The organism is Armatimonadota bacterium (assembly GCA_031081675.1).
GTDB lineage: Bacteria > Sysuimicrobiota > Sysuimicrobiia > Sysuimicrobiales > Kaftiobacteriaceae > Calidihabitans > Calidihabitans tengchongensis.
The window spans coordinates 22,065-38,055 of the sequence record JAVHLZ010000013.1; the positions used below are offsets into that span (position 1 = coordinate 22,065).

At 68.0% G+C, this 15,991-nt stretch carries 17 protein-coding genes; 15 read left to right on the forward strand and 2 right to left on the reverse strand.

What is annotated here, in order from left to right:
* The first annotated feature begins 36 nt into the window (after window positions 1–36).
* The 8 genes from RB150_06485 to RB150_06520 all read left to right on the forward strand — a co-directional run bounded on the left by RB150_06485 (window position 37) and on the right by RB150_06520 (window position 7,955).
* The gene (locus RB150_06485) at window positions 37–957 is read left to right on the forward strand and encodes a sugar ABC transporter permease (GenBank protein MDQ7820180.1); all 921 of its coding nucleotides are present in this window, start codon (window positions 37–39) and stop codon (window positions 955–957) included.
* A gap of 13 nt (window positions 958–970) precedes the next feature.
* Window positions 971–1,897 carry a carbohydrate ABC transporter permease gene (locus RB150_06490; GenBank protein MDQ7820181.1) on the forward strand — a complete coding sequence of 309 codons (927 nt, stop codon included), beginning with the start codon at window positions 971–973 and terminating at the stop codon, window positions 1,895–1,897.
* 48 nt (window positions 1,898–1,945) lie between these two features.
* Window positions 1,946–2,878: a nucleoside hydrolase gene (locus tag RB150_06495; GenBank protein MDQ7820182.1), complete on the forward strand. Its 933-nt coding sequence runs from the start codon at window positions 1,946–1,948 to the stop codon at window positions 2,876–2,878.
* 16 nt (window positions 2,879–2,894) lie between these two features.
* Complete coding sequence (locus RB150_06500) at window positions 2,895–3,839, forward strand: ABC transporter ATP-binding protein (protein MDQ7820183.1); 945 nt, start codon at window positions 2,895–2,897, stop codon at window positions 3,837–3,839.
* 107 nt (window positions 3,840–3,946) lie between these two features.
* Window positions 3,947–4,705, forward strand: a complete 759-nt coding sequence (locus RB150_06505) for a hypothetical protein (protein MDQ7820184.1) — start codon at window positions 3,947–3,949, stop codon at window positions 4,703–4,705.
* Window positions 4,702–6,003 carry a hypothetical protein gene (locus RB150_06510; protein MDQ7820185.1) on the forward strand — a complete coding sequence of 434 codons (1,302 nt, stop codon included), beginning with the start codon at window positions 4,702–4,704 and terminating at the stop codon, window positions 6,001–6,003. The genes RB150_06505 and RB150_06510 overlap by 4 nt, the downstream gene beginning before the upstream one ends.
* 6 nt (window positions 6,004–6,009) lie before the next feature.
* The gene (locus tag RB150_06515) at window positions 6,010–6,999 is read left to right on the forward strand and encodes a carbohydrate kinase family protein (GenBank protein ID MDQ7820186.1); all 990 of its coding nucleotides are present in this window, start codon (window positions 6,010–6,012) and stop codon (window positions 6,997–6,999) included.
* Window positions 6,999–7,955, forward strand: a complete 957-nt coding sequence (locus RB150_06520) for a nucleoside hydrolase (protein ID MDQ7820187.1) — start codon at window positions 6,999–7,001, stop codon at window positions 7,953–7,955. The genes RB150_06515 and RB150_06520 overlap by 1 nt, the downstream gene beginning before the upstream one ends.
* Window positions 7,956–7,971: 16 nt before the next feature.
* Here RB150_06520 and RB150_06525 read toward each other — a convergent pair whose 3' ends face one another.
* Complete coding sequence (locus RB150_06525) at window positions 7,972–8,865, reverse strand: PfkB family carbohydrate kinase (GenBank protein MDQ7820188.1); 894 nt, start codon at window positions 8,863–8,865, stop codon at window positions 7,972–7,974.
* Window positions 8,865–9,992 carry an MFS transporter gene (locus RB150_06530; protein ID MDQ7820189.1) on the reverse strand — a complete coding sequence of 376 codons (1,128 nt, stop codon included), beginning with the start codon at window positions 9,990–9,992 and terminating at the stop codon, window positions 8,865–8,867. The genes RB150_06525 and RB150_06530 overlap by 1 nt, the downstream gene beginning before the upstream one ends.
* Window positions 9,993–10,055: 63 nt before the next feature.
* Between RB150_06530 and RB150_06535 the strand changes: the two genes are divergently transcribed.
* From RB150_06535 to RB150_06565, 7 genes are all read left to right on the forward strand, one after another.
* Complete coding sequence (locus tag RB150_06535; GenBank protein ID MDQ7820190.1) at window positions 10,056–11,024, forward strand: carbohydrate kinase family protein; 969 nt, start codon at window positions 10,056–10,058, stop codon at window positions 11,022–11,024.
* Window positions 11,021–12,349, forward strand: coding sequence for an amidohydrolase family protein (locus RB150_06540; GenBank protein MDQ7820191.1), 1,329 nt, complete (start codon window positions 11,021–11,023; stop codon window positions 12,347–12,349). Before RB150_06535 ends, RB150_06540 begins: the two co-directional genes overlap by 4 nt.
* A complete protein-coding gene (locus RB150_06545; GenBank protein MDQ7820192.1) occupies window positions 12,346–13,704 on the forward strand; it encodes an amidohydrolase in 1,359 nt (452 codons plus the stop codon). Before RB150_06540 ends, RB150_06545 begins: the two co-directional genes overlap by 4 nt.
* Window positions 13,705–13,802: 98 nt before the next feature.
* Window positions 13,803–14,732: a nucleoside hydrolase gene (locus RB150_06550; GenBank protein MDQ7820193.1), complete on the forward strand. Its 930-nt coding sequence runs from the start codon at window positions 13,803–13,805 to the stop codon at window positions 14,730–14,732.
* A gap of 31 nt (window positions 14,733–14,763) precedes the next feature.
* Entirely contained in the window at window positions 14,764–15,042 is a 279-nt protein-coding gene (locus RB150_06555; GenBank protein MDQ7820194.1) for an HPr family phosphocarrier protein, read from the forward strand.
* A 67-nt stretch (window positions 15,043–15,109) separates the two neighbouring features.
* Complete coding sequence (locus RB150_06560) at window positions 15,110–15,613, forward strand: PTS sugar transporter subunit IIA (GenBank protein ID MDQ7820195.1); 504 nt, start codon at window positions 15,110–15,112, stop codon at window positions 15,611–15,613.
* 11 nt (window positions 15,614–15,624) lie between these two features.
* Complete coding sequence (locus RB150_06565; GenBank protein ID MDQ7820196.1) at window positions 15,625–15,903, forward strand: PTS sugar transporter subunit IIB; 279 nt, start codon at window positions 15,625–15,627, stop codon at window positions 15,901–15,903.
* Window positions 15,904–15,991 lie beyond the last annotated feature (88 nt).

The following is a 15,991-nucleotide window of genomic DNA, read 5'->3' on the forward strand; positions in this document are numbered from 1 at the left end:
ACGACAGCCCCGGGCCCGCAGGCACAGCCGACGCCTGTGGACGCCGTAGCCGCTCGTGAGGTCGCGCTTCCCCGGAGCTGGTGGACCGCCCGTCGCCGGGGGTACCTCCTGGCGCTGGCCTTTATCCTGCCGGCCGTCGTCAACTTCGTCATCTTCCGATATCTGCCCATCTTTGCCGCCATCCGCAGTAGCCTGTGGCAGTACAGCCTCCTGGGGGGATACGGGGAGTTCATCGGCCTGCAGGCCTACCTGCGGATGCTGGAAGATCCGATTTTCTGGAAATCTCTGTGGGTCACCACGGCCTACGTGCTGATGAAGGTTCCCGCCCAGATTGTCCTGAGTATGGGGCTGGCGCTGCTGCTCCAACGGGAGAGTCGTTTCACCGCTGTCGTACGGTCGGCGATCTTCGCTCCCGTGGTAACGTCCATTGTCGTCATCTCGGTCATCTGGGCCCTGATGTACCACGTCCAGCTGGGACTGCTCAACAGCATCATCACCAGCGTCGGTCTGCCCCGCATCGCGTTCCTCTCCAACCCACGCCTGGCCCTGGTAGCCATTGTCATCATGATGGTCTGGAAGGAAATCGGCTTCAGCATGATCATCCTCATGGCCGGACTCAAGGGGATCCCCGACATGTACTTCGAGGCGGCACGGATCGACGGAGCCTCCGGGTGGCAGCAGTTCTGGCGTATCACGTTGCCCCTGCTGCGACGGGTCCTCATGTTCGTGGTCGTGACCCAGACCATCTTCTCGTTCCAGGTCTTCGTGCCTGTGTACACGATGACCCGAGGGGGTCCGCTGGATGCCACCAAGGTGATCGTCTACTACATCTACCAGAACGGCTTTCTATTTCAGGACATGGGCTACGCCGCCGCCATCTCCACAGTGACGCTGATCGTCCTGCTGGTGGTGAGCGCGGTGCAGATGTGGCTTCTGCGGTCAGAGGTGGAGTACTGAGGGTGACCACGATATGAGCCCACAGGCCGCCTTCCCTGCGGGTCTGACACCCACACCCTCTCGTAGCGTTTCCCGGTGGCTGAAAGCCGCGGCCCGCGAGACCTGGTTCCACGTCCTCGGGGCCGTAGTCCTGATCATCTACATTACTCCCTTCCTGTGGATGATCCTGGGCAGCCTACGCCGGGAGGTGGAGATCTTCCAGTACACCTATCCACTGACCTGGCGCACATTTGTGCCCGTCGAGTGGTCCCTCAAGAATTTCCAGGACGTCCTCGGACTGTCACCCGAGGGCCGGGCGTTCGGCCTCAACTTCGGACGCGCCCTTCTGAACACTGCCCTCGTCTCCGGCGCCGTGGTCCTGAGCTCCCTCATCTTCAACACGATGGGGGCCTACTTCTTCGCACGGCTGGACTTTCCGTACAAGGGCGTCCTGCTCCTTTTCGTCATCGCCACCATGCTGCTGCCCTTTGAGGCCGTGATGGTCCCCCTGTACATCGTGGTGCGCTCTCTGGGCCTGCAGGACTCCTACTGGGCATTGATCCTGCCGTGGTACGCCAGCCCCTTCGTCATCTTTGCCCTTGTGCAGTTCTTCAAGGAAATTCCCCGCGAACTGGATGAGGCGGCCATCATCGACGGTGCGTCATACTTCGGCGTCCTGCGACATGTCGTCGTTCCCAACGCCATTCCCGGCCTGGTCACGACCGCCTTGCTGGAATTTCAATTCATCTGGAACCTGTTCTATTGGCCGCTCATTGCCGTGGGGCGCAAGGAGCTCCAGACAATCCAGGTGGCCATCGCTCAACAGACCACCCAGACCCAGATCTACTGGGGACGTATCTTCGCGGGGTCAGTCCTGGCGTCAGTTCCGGTCATCTTGCTGTTCCTGGCCATGCAGCGCTATTACGTTAAGGGTGTCGCCATGTCCGGCCTTAAGGGCTGACGGCAGGACACATCGTCAGGGGGTAACGCTGTGGCGGATGTGCGTCGGGTGATCATCGATACCGATCCCGGCATCGACGACGCCATGGCCATCGTGCTGGCCTTGGCATCTCCCGACGTGCGGGTGGAGGGACTGTCCATCGTCTTCGGCAACACCAGCGCCGAACAGGGAGCGCGTAATGCGTTGGCCGTGCTGGAGACGGCTGGTCGGCCGGATATTCCTGTGGCGATAGGTGCGCGCAAACCTCTGGTCCGGCCCTACCACGGCAGGGGGGCCGTGGTGCACGGGAGCGACGGGCTGGGGGAAACCGGCCTGGGCAACGGGCGGCCGGTGCCCAATCTCCGCAGCATCGACTTTCTCATCTCTCGCATCGCCCAGACTCCCGGGGAGATCTCCATTGTCGCGCTGGGCCCCCTCACCAATCTGGCCTTGGCCGTCAGCGCTGAACCTCGCCTCGCCCAGTGGACCCGTGAAGTGGTGGTCATGGGCGGAGCAGTCAGCACCCGGGGTAACGCCACGCCGGTCGCCGAGGCCAACATTCACAACGATCCCGAAGCGGCCCGCATCGTGTTCCACGCCGGGTGGCCTGTGACTCTGGTCGGGCTGGATGTCACCCATCAAGTAGTGATGACTCCCGAGGATCTCCGTCGCCTGGCCGCCGCCCAGACCCCTGTCACGCGTCTCATCACGGCCATCACACCCTTCTACATGGAGGGCTACCGTCGTCGAATGGGCATCGACGGATTCTACGTGCACGACCCCACCGCCATGGTCGCCCTGATCGCTCCCGCCCTCTTCGACGTGGCCGCGGTGTACGTGGACGTCGTCACAGGCGACGATCGCGCCCTGGGTCAGACCATTGCCGATTTCCGCGGCCAGTGGAACATGGCCCCCAATGTACGCGTGTGCGTCCGGGTCGACGCCGCGGCAGTGGTGAACCTGTATTGCGATCGGGTGATCCGCTACCAGTCCCAGATCTGAGCACATCTTGGCTGCTATGGCCGACCCTCTCATTCGCACCGAGCACCTGACCAAGCGGTACGGAACATTCGTCGCCGTTCGCGACCTTGACCTGCAGGTGGAGCCCGGAGAGATCTTCGGCTTCCTCGGCCCCAACGGAGCCGGGAAGACGACCACCCTGCTGATGCTCCTGGGAATCCTGCAACCCACCAACGGTCAGATCTTCCTCTGGGGCCGCCCTCTGGAGCAGGACCTTCTGAAGGTCAGACAGCGAATTGGAGTGGTCGGTGAGCACGACTACATCCCCGACCACCTCACCGCCGAGGAATACCTGTTTTTGTTCGCCAAGCTGTACAATGTCCCCCGGCCCAGGGTGCGGATTGACGCCCTGCTGGAACGCCTGGGGCTGTCTGAGTTTCGCGCCCTGCAGGCCCGGGACTATTCGCGGGGAATGAAGCAGAAGCTGTGCCTGGCCCGGGCCCTGCTGCACAACCCGCAACTGCTCATCCTCGACGAGCCTGCATCTGGTCTCGATCCCCACGGAATTGTGCAGGTCCGCCGGCTCCTCCTGGACCTGAACCAGGACGGCGTGACCATCCTCATCTCCTCCCACCTTCTCTCGGAAGTGGAACGCACCGCTCACCGGGTGGGCATTCTGCACCGGGGTCGTCTGATCCGGCAGGATAGCATCGCCAATATCACCGCCCAACTGGCCACCGAACAGACGGTCGAGGTGGAGCTGCAAACCATTCCTCCTCACCTGGATGCCATTCTGGCAGACCTTCCCGCCATACGCCGCATCCGCACCACGGGCAACCGGGTGGCTATCACCGTGGCCGGTGGCACTGACCAGCGCGGCGCCATCTCGCAGGCCGTGACCGCCGCCGGAGGAGTGATCCTCGGCCTGCGTGTTGTGCGCCCCACGCTGGAGGAGGCGTTTCTCACCCTGACGGAGGAGGCCGTGGCATCGTGGGCATCATAGCCATGGCTCCGCCCCATCGGCCACCGCGCTCCCGAGCCCGCTGGGGCGTCGCGTGGCGGCCCGTGGCGGTCCTCTTGCGCGCGGAGGGTGAACACGCCCTGACCTCGATGGGTCCGTATACGACCGTCGCCGCAGCCGCTGCCCTGGCGGGATTCGTCCTGCAAAATCATCTGCACCGCGTTCAGGAGGACGGTTTGGTCGTTCTCTCCGACCCGTTCGCCCTCCCTCTCTATGCGGGCGTGATGCTTTTGTCGATCTTCGTGGCCGTGGCAGCAGCCACGGGAACAGCCCGGGACCGAGAGCATGGCGCCGTTGAACTGCTGTGCTACGGTCCGGTGACGCCTCTGTCCTACCTGCTGGCCAAGGTCGGCGCCCACACCCTCCTGTATGCGGCGATGCTGGGACTCCTCCTGGGAACGTACCTGCTGTTTGCCATAGTCACAGGGCTGCACGTGCGTACCGTGACCCTGCTGGCCGCAGTCCTCTCGCTGGGGCCGGCCGGGGCGTCCGCAGGCCTGGGGGTCTTGCTGGCCGCCTTCCTGCGGCGCGTGCGTTCCACAGTGCTGGTAACCCTGGGGGCGACCCTGAGCGCAGTGGGACTGCAGGTGGCCCGAGAGGTCCTCGCCCGCCTTCCGACTCCGGCCTTTCATGTCAACCCGGTCTCGGTGCTGCGATGGGCTGCCTTTGCCGTTTCCTCGGTGACCCAGTGGGTACTGCCCTTTGGCTACGTAGACCGCGAGGTGACGGCCATCCTGCGCGGTGACCTGGCCGGCGCAGGTCTGACCACCGGATTCTCCATTTTGTACGCGGCCGCCGTGGTGGCGCTGGCGGCGTGGGTCCTGGATGCCACGGGAGTCCGCCGATGAGGCACCGGCCGGGGGTCCTGCTGACGCTGTGTGTGGTCCTGAGCTCCGGCATGGCCGCGGCTCAGGTTCCGGCAAAACACCGCCAGTTCGTCTACGGAATTAACGCCTTCTCCTGGGAAGGATACGTGGGGGGTCTGTCGGCTACGCCGGCTCATACCATCTATCTCCTGGCCCACCACTCCAGCGTGATCTCTGCCAGGGAAACACTCGTGTACTACTGGCCGATCACCGGAGAGTACCGCGCCGACTGGTCCTCTCTCAATGTTTCCATCCCGGGGATGCTGGAGGTGGTCCAGGACGGCCGCGTGGTCGCCAGTTTCACCGCCCAGCCTTACGTGATCCAGTATCCGCAGGGCCCGGACCGCGGCCCCTCCATTCTGTACACGGGCTCGGAAGCCTGGGCGCGGTACGAGGAGTTTGTCGCCGCCAGAGAGCGATGGCGGCAGGCCATGGCGCAGTACCTCCGGGCCCGCCAGCGCCATCTGGAAACCCTGGCACGACTCAGACACGGACGCCCCGGTGGGACGACGAACGTCCCCCCGCCTCCCCGCGAACCGCCCCCGTTCCTCCGGTTCAGCACCGAAGTGCACGACGGCTTCATTGTCAGCGTTCCCGCGGGACGCTACACCATCCGGCTGCGGCAGCCCGACGGGCGTGTGCTGGCGGGGAGCCAGCGCACGCTGGTGAGCTTTACCCACCGGCGAGAGTCCATCGGGTTCACCATCGTTCCCCAGGCCCGCTGGACGGTGCCCGAGCGGGCCGATGACCCTCTCAGCGTCATCTACGCCCGAGCGGATCAGGTCCTCTACTTTCAGCCATTTGCCGAGCGCGAGTACAACGACCTGGCCTACGCCCGCCTGCTCAACCCTCAGAGCCGCGAAGGACGCCCGGACGCATGGCGCTGGCAGTATACCCACCCCCAGCCCGCGGCCTCCCTGGTCATCAGAGGGCCGGGCGGCGTGTCGCGGGTAGACCGCCGCGGCTTTCGTGTGGTGCAGACCCCGGGGGAGGCACTGGGGTACGAGGTGGTGGAGCCCACGCCTGGCCAGGACGCCGACTTTGATGCCTACCGGGTACGGGTGCAGGGGCGGATGGAAGTGGCTCTGATCGACGAGGCGGGCCGGATTCTCCCAGGAAGCTCGCGTAGCATTCGCATTCCTCGCTCAGGTCCCACCTGGCCCCTGACCCTCATCCCCGCGATCCCCCTCACCATCGGTGCGACAGCCGTCGCCCGGCGACGGCAGCGTCTACATGCATTCCGCCCCCGGGCTGCCCGTCGCCTCCCTGCGACTTCCTGATCGCACATGGCTTTCCCCTCTCCCTCGGGCACATTCATCGCCATCGGAGGACTCGTGGCCGACATCATCCTCCCCGTTCGCCGATTCCCTATCCTTCCCCAGGACCACCAGATTGCACAGGAAGTGATGGTGGAACCCGGAGGGCTGGGGAACTGCCTGGTGATGGCTGCGCGCCTCGGCATGCGGGCCATGGCGCTGGGGTGGGCGGGAACAGACGCGGTCGGAGAGGATCTGTGCCGTATGCTACGCACGGAGGGGGTGAACGTGGATGGCGTTCTTCGCCAACCTGGCCGCACGGCCTTATCCTGCGTCCTGGTGGACGACCAGGGACACCACGTGTTCGTCGGCGGCCTCGGGGTCCGTGGCCCCGACACCCTGCCCTCCGCATGGAGGGATGCTCTAACGCAGCCGGCGTGGGTGATGAGCGACGGGTGGGTGCTCTGGCACTCGCCGGCGCCTGTCACAGATGCGCTGGACACCGCCCGTGCCAGCGGGGGGAGAGTGGTCTTTGACCCGGGCCCGATGATCCACCGGGTCCCCGAGGAACTTGTCCACCACATCCTGCGCATCACCGACGTCCTTCTGCTGACCGAAGAGGAAGCCGGTCTGCTGGTCGGTCCGGGAGATGCGCCCACCCTGACCAGGGCCCTGCACACCCTGGGCCCATCCGTTGTGGCCCTCAAACAGGGTGCCGCCGGGGCCCTCGTCCTGGCCGGCGACGAGCTGGTCCGGCAGCCCGCGTTCCCCGCACGGGTCCGGGATACCACCGGGGCGGGAGATGCATTTGACACCGCGTTCGTCGCGGGTCTGGCCGTCGGCCTGTCCATCCCCCAGGCGTCAGCCCTGGCTGCCGCCGCGGGAGCTCTCGCCGTCTCCCGGTTGGGCACCGGAACAGCGCTACCGACCAGAAGCGAGCTGGAGGTGTTCCTCGCCGCCCGCGGACTGGATATTCGGCTCCCTCCACCCCCTGGCACACCGCTGACCGGAGGTGGATGATGTCCCGCAAGGTGATCCTTGACTGCGATCCCGGCCACGACGACGCCCTGGCGATTCTGCTAGCCGCCCGGCGACTGGAGGTGTTGGGCATCACGACGGTGGCCGGGAATCACAGCCTGGACAAAGTCACCCTTAACGCCTTAAAGGTGCTCGAACTGGCGGGCCTCACCCACATCCCTGTGGCCCGGGGAGCCCCCTTTCCCCTCGTCCGCCCGCCCCGCTATGCCCCGGAGATCCACGGCGAGAGCGGTCTGGACGGAGCTGCCCTGCCCGAGCCCACCCGGACACCCGTCGGCCAGCACGGGGTGGATTTCCTCATCGACACGGTCATGAGGACAGACAACGTGACTTTGGTCCCCACAGGTCCGCTCACCAACATCGCCCTGGCTCTGCGCAAAGAACCACGGATCGCCCAGCGTGTCTCCGAAATCTGCCTGATGGGAGGATCGTTGACCCACGGCAACGTGACGGCGGCAGCCGAGTTCAACATCTACTTCGACCCGGAAGCCGCCCACGCGGTCTTCAGCAGTGGCATCCCCATTACCATGGTGGGGCTCAACGTCACCGAGCAGGTCCTTGCCACACCCCAGCGCCGTAGCCAGGTCCGCGCACTGGGGACCCGCGTCGCGGTCGTGGTCGCCGATCTGCTCGAAGCCTACAGCCGCGCCGTCGAGCGGGCCTACGGGGTAGCCGGCGGAGCCCTGCACGATCCTCTGGCCGTCGCAGCTCTGATCGACTCCGACGTCCTGCAGTGTGAATCCATGCACGTCGCCGTGGAGCTGACGGGCACCCTGACCGCCGGCCGGACGGTATGCGATGACCGGTTCCTCCGGGCCGGCAGGCTGCGGGACGCAGGCGTCCGCCCCGGTGCTCCTCCCAACGCCCGGGTAGCCGTGGCCGTCGACGTCGATCGCTTCTTCGACCTGCTCCTGGCGAGCCTCCGGGAGTACCCGTGATCCCTGGCAACACCCTCTACTCGGGGAATGTGGCGAGGAGGCGGTGAGCCTGTTGCTCGACCTCGGTCGTGATCACGGGGACGCCCAACTGACCGATGGTCACCGCGGCCGAGATGGCTCCGTACCGCCCGGCCAGATCCGCCCGGCTCGTCTGGCAGTACCCCACCAGGAAGCCGCCGCAGTAGGCGTTGCCGGCTCCGGTGACGTCCACCGGCGGGCCCAGAGTGACAGCAGCGATGTGATGGACGATTGCTTCGCCGGACGCCTGGACCAGAGATCCCTCCCGACCCATACGGATGCAGGCCACGCGCACCCCCGCCTCCAGGTAAGCCGCCAGCCAGGACTCCGGGGGCCCATCTCCCAGCAGGACGGCAGACTCCTGGGCGCTGGGGGCGACAATATCCACCCGGGGAAGGAGCGACAACACACTCCTCCGGCGATCCCCCGTCATGTGCCAGGGGGCAGGCTCCCACAGGACCACGCGGCCTGCACCGCGCATGGCGTCGCACAGTGGGCCCACGGCGTCCAGATCGCCCGTCATCAGGTAGAAACCCCGAGCCTCCGGATAGGCTGCCACCTGCTCGAGGGTGGGGAGGAACCGGGGGACGTCGCCTTCCGGAGACCGGAAGATTTCGGTGCGGCGCTCGGTGGCATCGTAGATCTGCCACGCCCGAGGGGTCGGCAGGAGCAGACGCCGCACGCCTCGCAGGTCCACCCCCAACCGACCCAGCGCCGCCCAATGCTCATCCGGGAAGTCGGATCCGACCGCTCCCACCAGGCCAACGGAACGGGACCACACCCGCATCCCAGCCGCCGCGTGGGTGGCGGCTCCCCCCAACACATTCCAGAAGGTACGACCGTCGCTGGTCACGATGTCATCGATGATGATGGTGCCAGCCGAGACGAACACTATCGCGCCGCCCCCTTTCCAAGGCTTCTCCCCCGGGTGAAGACGACCCATGCGGCCAGGGCGGGAAGGGCGCTGGACGCGAACACCGCACGAGGCCCTGCCGCTTCGTACACTGCACCGGCTAGCAGGGTCCCGATTCCCGGTCCCAGGCCCATGAGGGCCGCTCCATATGTGGCCTGGGCGGTCGCCGCCCACCCCGGCGGGCTCAGATCGCGAACCAGCAGCACTCCGGCCACCTCCAGGCAGGCGATGGCTACACTGTGGAGGAGCTGCAGCGGCAGCAACGGCCAGACGGACGGGAGCACGCTGTACAGACTCCAGCGGACGGCCAACGCCATCAGGCCCATGCTGACCAGTCGGGGAGCGCCCACCCGGGCGATGAGCCTGTGCATGGCCGCCATCAGAGGAACTTCGCCTGCGGCAGCGATGGCGAACGCCGCACCAAGGGTCCAGGAGGGCCCGCCCAAATCGCGCACGAACACCGCGAGAAACGTATTGTTCACCCCCAGTCCGGTTCCGGCCAGGGCTGCCGCCACCACCACCCACCCCAGGCCCGGAACGAGAGCAAGACGATATCCACCTGCCCTCCCCACCTCACGCCGCGCGGGGCCGCCCGGAAGTCTGAGGGCGACGAGGAAGGCAGCGGCCACACACACGGCGTGGACAAGAAGCACAGCGTTGGGATCGGCGCCGCCGGCCATCCAGCCGGCGACCACCACCGCCAGCGAAAACCCCAGCGACCCCCACAGGCGAATGCGACCGAACCCGTGGCTCGCGGCGCCCAGGTGGTCGAGTGCCAGTGTAGTGACCAGAGGAAGAATTCCCGCCCGGCTGACAGCCACAAGCACTACCGCCGTCACCAGCCACGCCATCTGCGCAGCCGCCCACAGACCCAGGGAGCCCACCATCAGCCCGCCGCAGGCCACTAGCAGCAGGCCCTTGGTGCGTCCGGTGGTATCGGCGGCCATGCCCCACAGAGGCTGCACCACGACCTGCAGGACGGGCAGCACGCTGAGGAGGACGCCGGTCTGGGAAGGGGAGAGCCCACGGGCGAACAGGGCCAGGGCGACAAAGGTGAAGGCGGCGATGGCACTGTACAACGTGGCGAAGAAGACTACGAACGACACTATCCCCATTCCCATGGACTCCATGTTCGTGGCAGCAAGATGCCGCTCCTGGGGTGAGCCGCGATGACCCACGCTGCCGGGATACGGCTGGACGCTATTGCATGCGGAGCAGCTGCCGTGGACCTGGTCATCCGGGTGCCGCGTCTGCCGGCCTACGACGAAAAGGTGGTGGGCGCACCGGTGGGTCGCCTGCCGGGAGGGACTATGGCCAACTTCGCCTGCGCCCTCGCCCGCCTGGGCGGGCGAGCCGCGTGGATGGGCACCGTAGGCGCGGACCCCGACGGTGCCCTTCTGATGCAGGACTTCCGCCGCTTCGGCGTCGACACTCGACACGTCCAGGTGGTGCGCCACCAGCAGACCAACTTCACGGTGATTCTCCTGGGTCGGTCGGCAGAGCGCGCCATCGTCGTGGTCCCCTCTCTCCGGGAGCGGCTGCCCCCGAAACGGCCATTGCGCCAGTACCTGTCCACCGCCCGATTCGTGTACCTGTCGCCCCACGACCTCGCCCTGGCCCACCGCGTGGCGACCGAAGCGGCCGCCGCGGGGTGCCGGCTGGCCCTGGAAGTGGAACCCACAGCCGCCCTGACGCCCGCACGCGGCTCTGTCCTGCTTCCTCGCACCCACCTGGCCGTGTTCAACCGCGGCGGGCTGGCCAGTTTCTGGGGAATGAACGGCGTCCCGCGCGCAGGCCACGCGATTCGTGCGGCCCGCCGTGTTCTGGAACTGGGACCGCAGGTCGTCGCCGTGACCCTGGGCCGACACGGAGCCATTCTGGCCGACAGTACCCGGGTCGTGGTGCATCCCGGATTCCGCGTGCGGGCAGTGGATACCACCGGCGCAGGCGACTGCTTCAGCGCGGCGCTGGTGCTGGGACTCTGCCGCGGGTGGCCCTTGGAGCAGATTGCCGCCTACGCCAACGCGGCTGCAGCCCTCTCCACCACGGGCCTGGGGCCTCGCGGACACCTCCCCAGGCACCGGGAGGTGGTGCGATTCCTCCGATCCCACGGTTGTTCGTGGGGGGAGTATCGATGAGCTACACGACATCCCTGGCGTCCATGGACCTCCCGGAAGGGGAAAGCGGAGAACTGCTCATCCGGGGAGGACGGGTCGTGGATCCGGCCCGAGGTGTGGATGCCGTCGCAGACGTGGCTGTCGCCGACGGACGGATCCAGCAGGTGGCAGACGGCATCACGCCGGGGGCGAGAACACGGGTTGTGGAAGCCACGGGCCTGGTGGTAGCCCCCGGCCTGATAGACCTGCACTGTCACCTCTACGACCTGTTCGACGTCTCCACCACACCCGCCCCCGAAGCCGTCGCGGCCGGAGTAACCGTCGCCCTCACGCCGGGCGCCGGCAACACTCTCATGACCCCGGCATTGCTAGGTGCCGAGGTCGACCGCGGCCTGCCCCTGTCGGTCGGGTGCCTGCTGGGGGCCGCCGCCGTCCTGGGGACCCGGGCATCCGTCTCCCAACTGATCGCGTACTTCCGGGGCGAGCTGGCCGGCCCGGAGCAGGCCCAGGTGATCACCCGCAACCCTATCACCAATGCCACGGGCTCGCTGGTGGTGGGTCTGAAGGACCACATGGGGCACTGGATCCTCTCCGACGATGACCTGGAGGCCTGCTTCCAGATCACGTCGGCTGCCCGTCTGCTGTTCATGTCCCATTGCCAGGATCCTGAACACGCAGAGCGGGTGGTGCGTGCCAGCCGCGGGCGGACGGTCCTCCTGACCCATGCCACGGCCGCAGCCTCGGGAACCCACGGGAATCCGGTCGAGAGCCTGCAGCGGGTTCTGGCCCTGGCACGCACCCACCCCTGGATCCGGGTGGACTTCACGACGGCCCACCTGCGCCCGTCCCGGGGGCTCCGTGACGGACTGCTGATCGATGCCCGCGCCCAGGTCCTGGCGCTCCAGGCTGTGGCCGACCGACGGTGCCTGTTGCTGACATCCGACGGTCCATGCAATGCAACCATGAAGGGATTTGGGGACGTACGGGAAAATGTTCCGTGCCTGCTGGAGCTGGCAGAGCGCGGCGTGCTCTCACTCGCCGATGCGGTGGCCACTATGACCTGGCATCCGGCCCGCTTCCTGTCGGAGGTGACCGGAGAAGGGTGGTGGACGCGCGACCTGGGTCACCTGGGACCCGGAGCCCGCGCCAACGTCGTCTTGATCGAGCCCAGGGCCCGGCGAGTGGTCATGACCATCGTCAACGGCCGCATTGCGGCATTTGAAGGACGCCCGCTGCGCACGTCGTACGGGGCCGGACGGTGGGTGACGCGAACTGGTTTGATGCGCCTGGGGGTGGGTGATCTGCCGTTGTTCTCGAGACCGAGACAGGAGCCCCCTCGGCCGTGAGCGGGCTCGTCATCCGTAACGTGACCGTGGTGGACCCGCAGGGCAGCCGCACGGCGGTCCTGCCGGCCCACGACATCGTCGTCGCCGGCAACCGCATCGCCGACATCCGGCCGACGGCGCCGGGCGTGCCGGTGCCCCCGCCCGGCGATCAGGCCGGGGGTGCAGCCGAGGTCATCGATGGAACGGGTCTGGTGGCGCTGCCGGGGCTGATCAACTGCCACGCCCACGCCGCCATGGTCCTGTTCCGGGGCGCGGCCGAGGATGTCACCATCGAGGCGTGGTTCAACGACCACATCTGGCCCATGGAGAGCAACCTCACTCCTGACGACGTCTACTGGGGGGCGCTGCTGGCCGCCGCCGAGATGATCCAGAGCGGCATCACCACCGTGGCCGACCACTACTTCCACATGGATCGGGTGGCCCAGGCGATGGCGGACGCCGGGCTGCGGGCGCACCTGGCGCCCACCATGTTCGGCCACAACCCCCGCCAGGAGCTGGACGCCGCCGCCGACTTCGCCGCCACCTGGAGTGGAGCCGCCGGCGGCCGGATCACGGCCTGGCTGGGGCCCCACGCGCCCTACACCTGCCCTCCGGACTTCCTCCGCGAGGTGGGCGGGGAGGCGCGCCGGCTGGGGCTGGGGGTCCACATCCATGTGTCGGAGACGGTGCAGCAGGTGCTGACCAGCCTGCAACGCCACCGGCGGACGCCCATCGGCGTGCTGGAAGACGCCGGGCTACTGGAGGTCCCGCTGCTGTGCGCCCACGCCGCCCACGCCACGCCCGAGGACGTGACCCTGCTGGCGTCCAGCGGGGCCGGCGTGGCCCACTGTCCCAAGACGTTCCTCAAGCTGGCCGCCGGCATCGCGCCGGTGGTGGCGATGCGCCGCCACGGGATCCCGGTGGGGCTGGGCACCGACGGAGCCGCCAGCAACAACACCCTGGACATCGTCGAGCAGATGCGGCTGGCCGCGCTGCTGCAAAAGCACACCCAGGGCGATCCCCGGGTGCTCACGGTGGACGAGGCGCTGGCCCTGGCCACCGGGGAAGGCGCGCGGGCTCTGCGGCAGGGAGAGACGCTGGGCCGGCTGGCGCCGGGCTTCCTGGCCGACATCATCCTGGTGCGCGTCGACGGGGTACACACCCGGCCGTCCCACGACCTGCGGGCGGCCCTGGTGTACGGCGTGCGCGCCAGCGACGTGGACACGGTCATCGTGGACGGGCGGGTGCTGATGCGGGGGCGGCGGCTGCTGACGGTGGATATCGAGCAGGCGCTGCGGGAAGCGCAGGACCGGATGGCCCGCCTGGCCGAGCGGGGCCACGGCCGCCGGATGCACACCTACGACGTCAACGGGTGAAGGTCCGGGGAGAAGCGGGCGTGGTGGCGGTCACCATGTCTGACGGGCCGCCTGCACTCCCCGGCCGCCAACGGGAAGAACGACAGGAGGCTGAGGGGATGGTGCGGCGGTTCCTCATCGACACGGACACGGCCAGCGACGACGCGGTGGCGATCCTGATGGCCCACCGGTGGCCGGACGTGCAGGTGGACGCGGTCACCATCGTGGCCGGCAACGTGCCGGTGGAGATGGGCGCCCGCAACGCCGGCTACACCATCGAGCTGTGCGGGAAGGACACGCCGGTGTATGTGGGCTGCGACCGGCCGCTGATGCGCGAGCCCCGCTGGGCGTTTTTCTTCCACGGGCCGGACGGCATGGGCGGGATGAACTATCCCGCGCCGTCGCGCCCGCCGCAGCCCGAGCACGCCGTGGACGCCCTGATCCGGTTGATCCGGGCGCGGCCGGGCGAGTACACCCTGGTGACCCTGGGACCGTTGACCAACATCGCCCTGGCCCTGCGCCGCGCGCCGGAGATCGCCCGCCTGGTCCGCCAGTGCTACGTCATGGGCGGGGCGGCCTGCACCGTCGGCAACATCACTCCCGCGGCGGAGTACAACATCTGGGTGGATCCCGAGGCCGCCCGCATCGTCTTCCACTCGGGCATGCCCATCCTGATGGTGGGCTGGGAGCACTGCCGCGGCGAGGCGGCGTTCGACGATGCCGGGATGGAGGAGCTCCGCCGCCTGGGCACCCCCTACGCCCGCTTCGTCCTGGACTGCAACCGCACGGCCATCGAGGTGGCCCGCCGGTGGCTGGGCGATCCAGGGCTGACCCTGCCGGACCCGGTGACCATGAGCATCGCCCTGGACCCGGCGGTGTGCATCTCCCGCAGCCGGCATTTCGTGGACGTGGAGACCGCCAGCGACCTCACCAGGGGCATGACGGTGGTGGACCGCCACGGCGTGCTCAACCGGGATCCCAATGTGGAGGTGTGCTGGGCCATCGACGTCCGGCGGTGGAAGGACACACTGTATGCGACACTTCGCTGACATGTGGTCGCGGTGACACCGTGGGCGGACGATGAAACGCCTGCGGCTGACAGTGGTCAACGAAGTGGGACTGCACGCCCGCCCGGCGGCGGTGTTCGTCTCCGAGGCGGCGCGGTTTGCCTCCCGGATTCGGGTGCGCAATGCGACCACCGACAGCGGGTGGGTGGACGCCAAGAGCATCCTCAGCGTCCTCACCCTGGGGGTGGAGCAGAACCACGAGATCGAGATCGCCGTGGAGGGGCCCGACGAGGACCAGGCGGCGGCGGCGCTGGAGCGGCTGGTTGCCTCCGACTTCGCCGGCAGGCTGTGAGTGACCCCAGGCCCCCGTGCGCAGGAGGCCAGTCTGCGGACTCGAATGGACTGGGCCGGGACTCACCGTGGAGCGCGCGCTGTCCCTGTCCGAGTTGCTGCCCCCCGGCGCCATCCGGCTGGGCGTCTCCGCCCGCGACTGGCGGGAGGCCATCGCGGCCTGCGGGGAGGCGCTGGTGGCGGCAGGGATTACGACGCCTGCCTACACGGCGGAGATGATCGCCACCGTCGAGCAGCTGGGCCCCTACATCGTCATCGCCCCGGGGATCGCCCTGGCCCACGCGCGGCCGTCGGCGGCGGTCCTGCGGCCCGGGCTGGCGTGGGTGACCCTGGCGGAGCCGGTCCCCTTCGGCCACCGGGAGAACGACCCGGTGGTCCTGGTGGTGGGGCTGGCGGCACCGGACAGCTCTTCCCACGTGCGGGCCCTGGCCACCCTGGCGGGATTGCTGGAAGACGGCCAGCGCCGACAGGCCCTGCTGGCCGCGCGGTCGGCCGAGCAGGTGCGCGCGATGATCAGTGCCTACGAACGGTCAACATCCGGCCTGGCAGGACCACAGGCCGCCGGCGGGTAAGGAGAGAGGCGATGCGCATTCTGGCGGTGTGCGGCATGGGGCTGGGCAGCGGGCTGCTGCTGCGCATGCAGGCGGAAAAGGCGCTGCGCCAGCTGGGGGTGGAGGCCGACCTGGAGGTGGCCGACATCAACGTGGCCCGCGGCCTGGCCCAGAACGCCGACCTCATCATCACGTCCAAGGAACTGGCCGAGCAGCTGGGGCCGGTCCGGGCGCGGGTGGTGACCATCACCAACTTCGTGGACCTGTCGGAGATGGTGGACAAACTGCGGGCGGCGCTGGCCCCCTCCTAGGGGCGGGCCGGCGGCGCGGGGAGGGGGTGAGAGCGGCACGGCCTGCGGGCAGGTCACTGCGAGCCCCCGGGCGCGTCGGTCGCCCGGA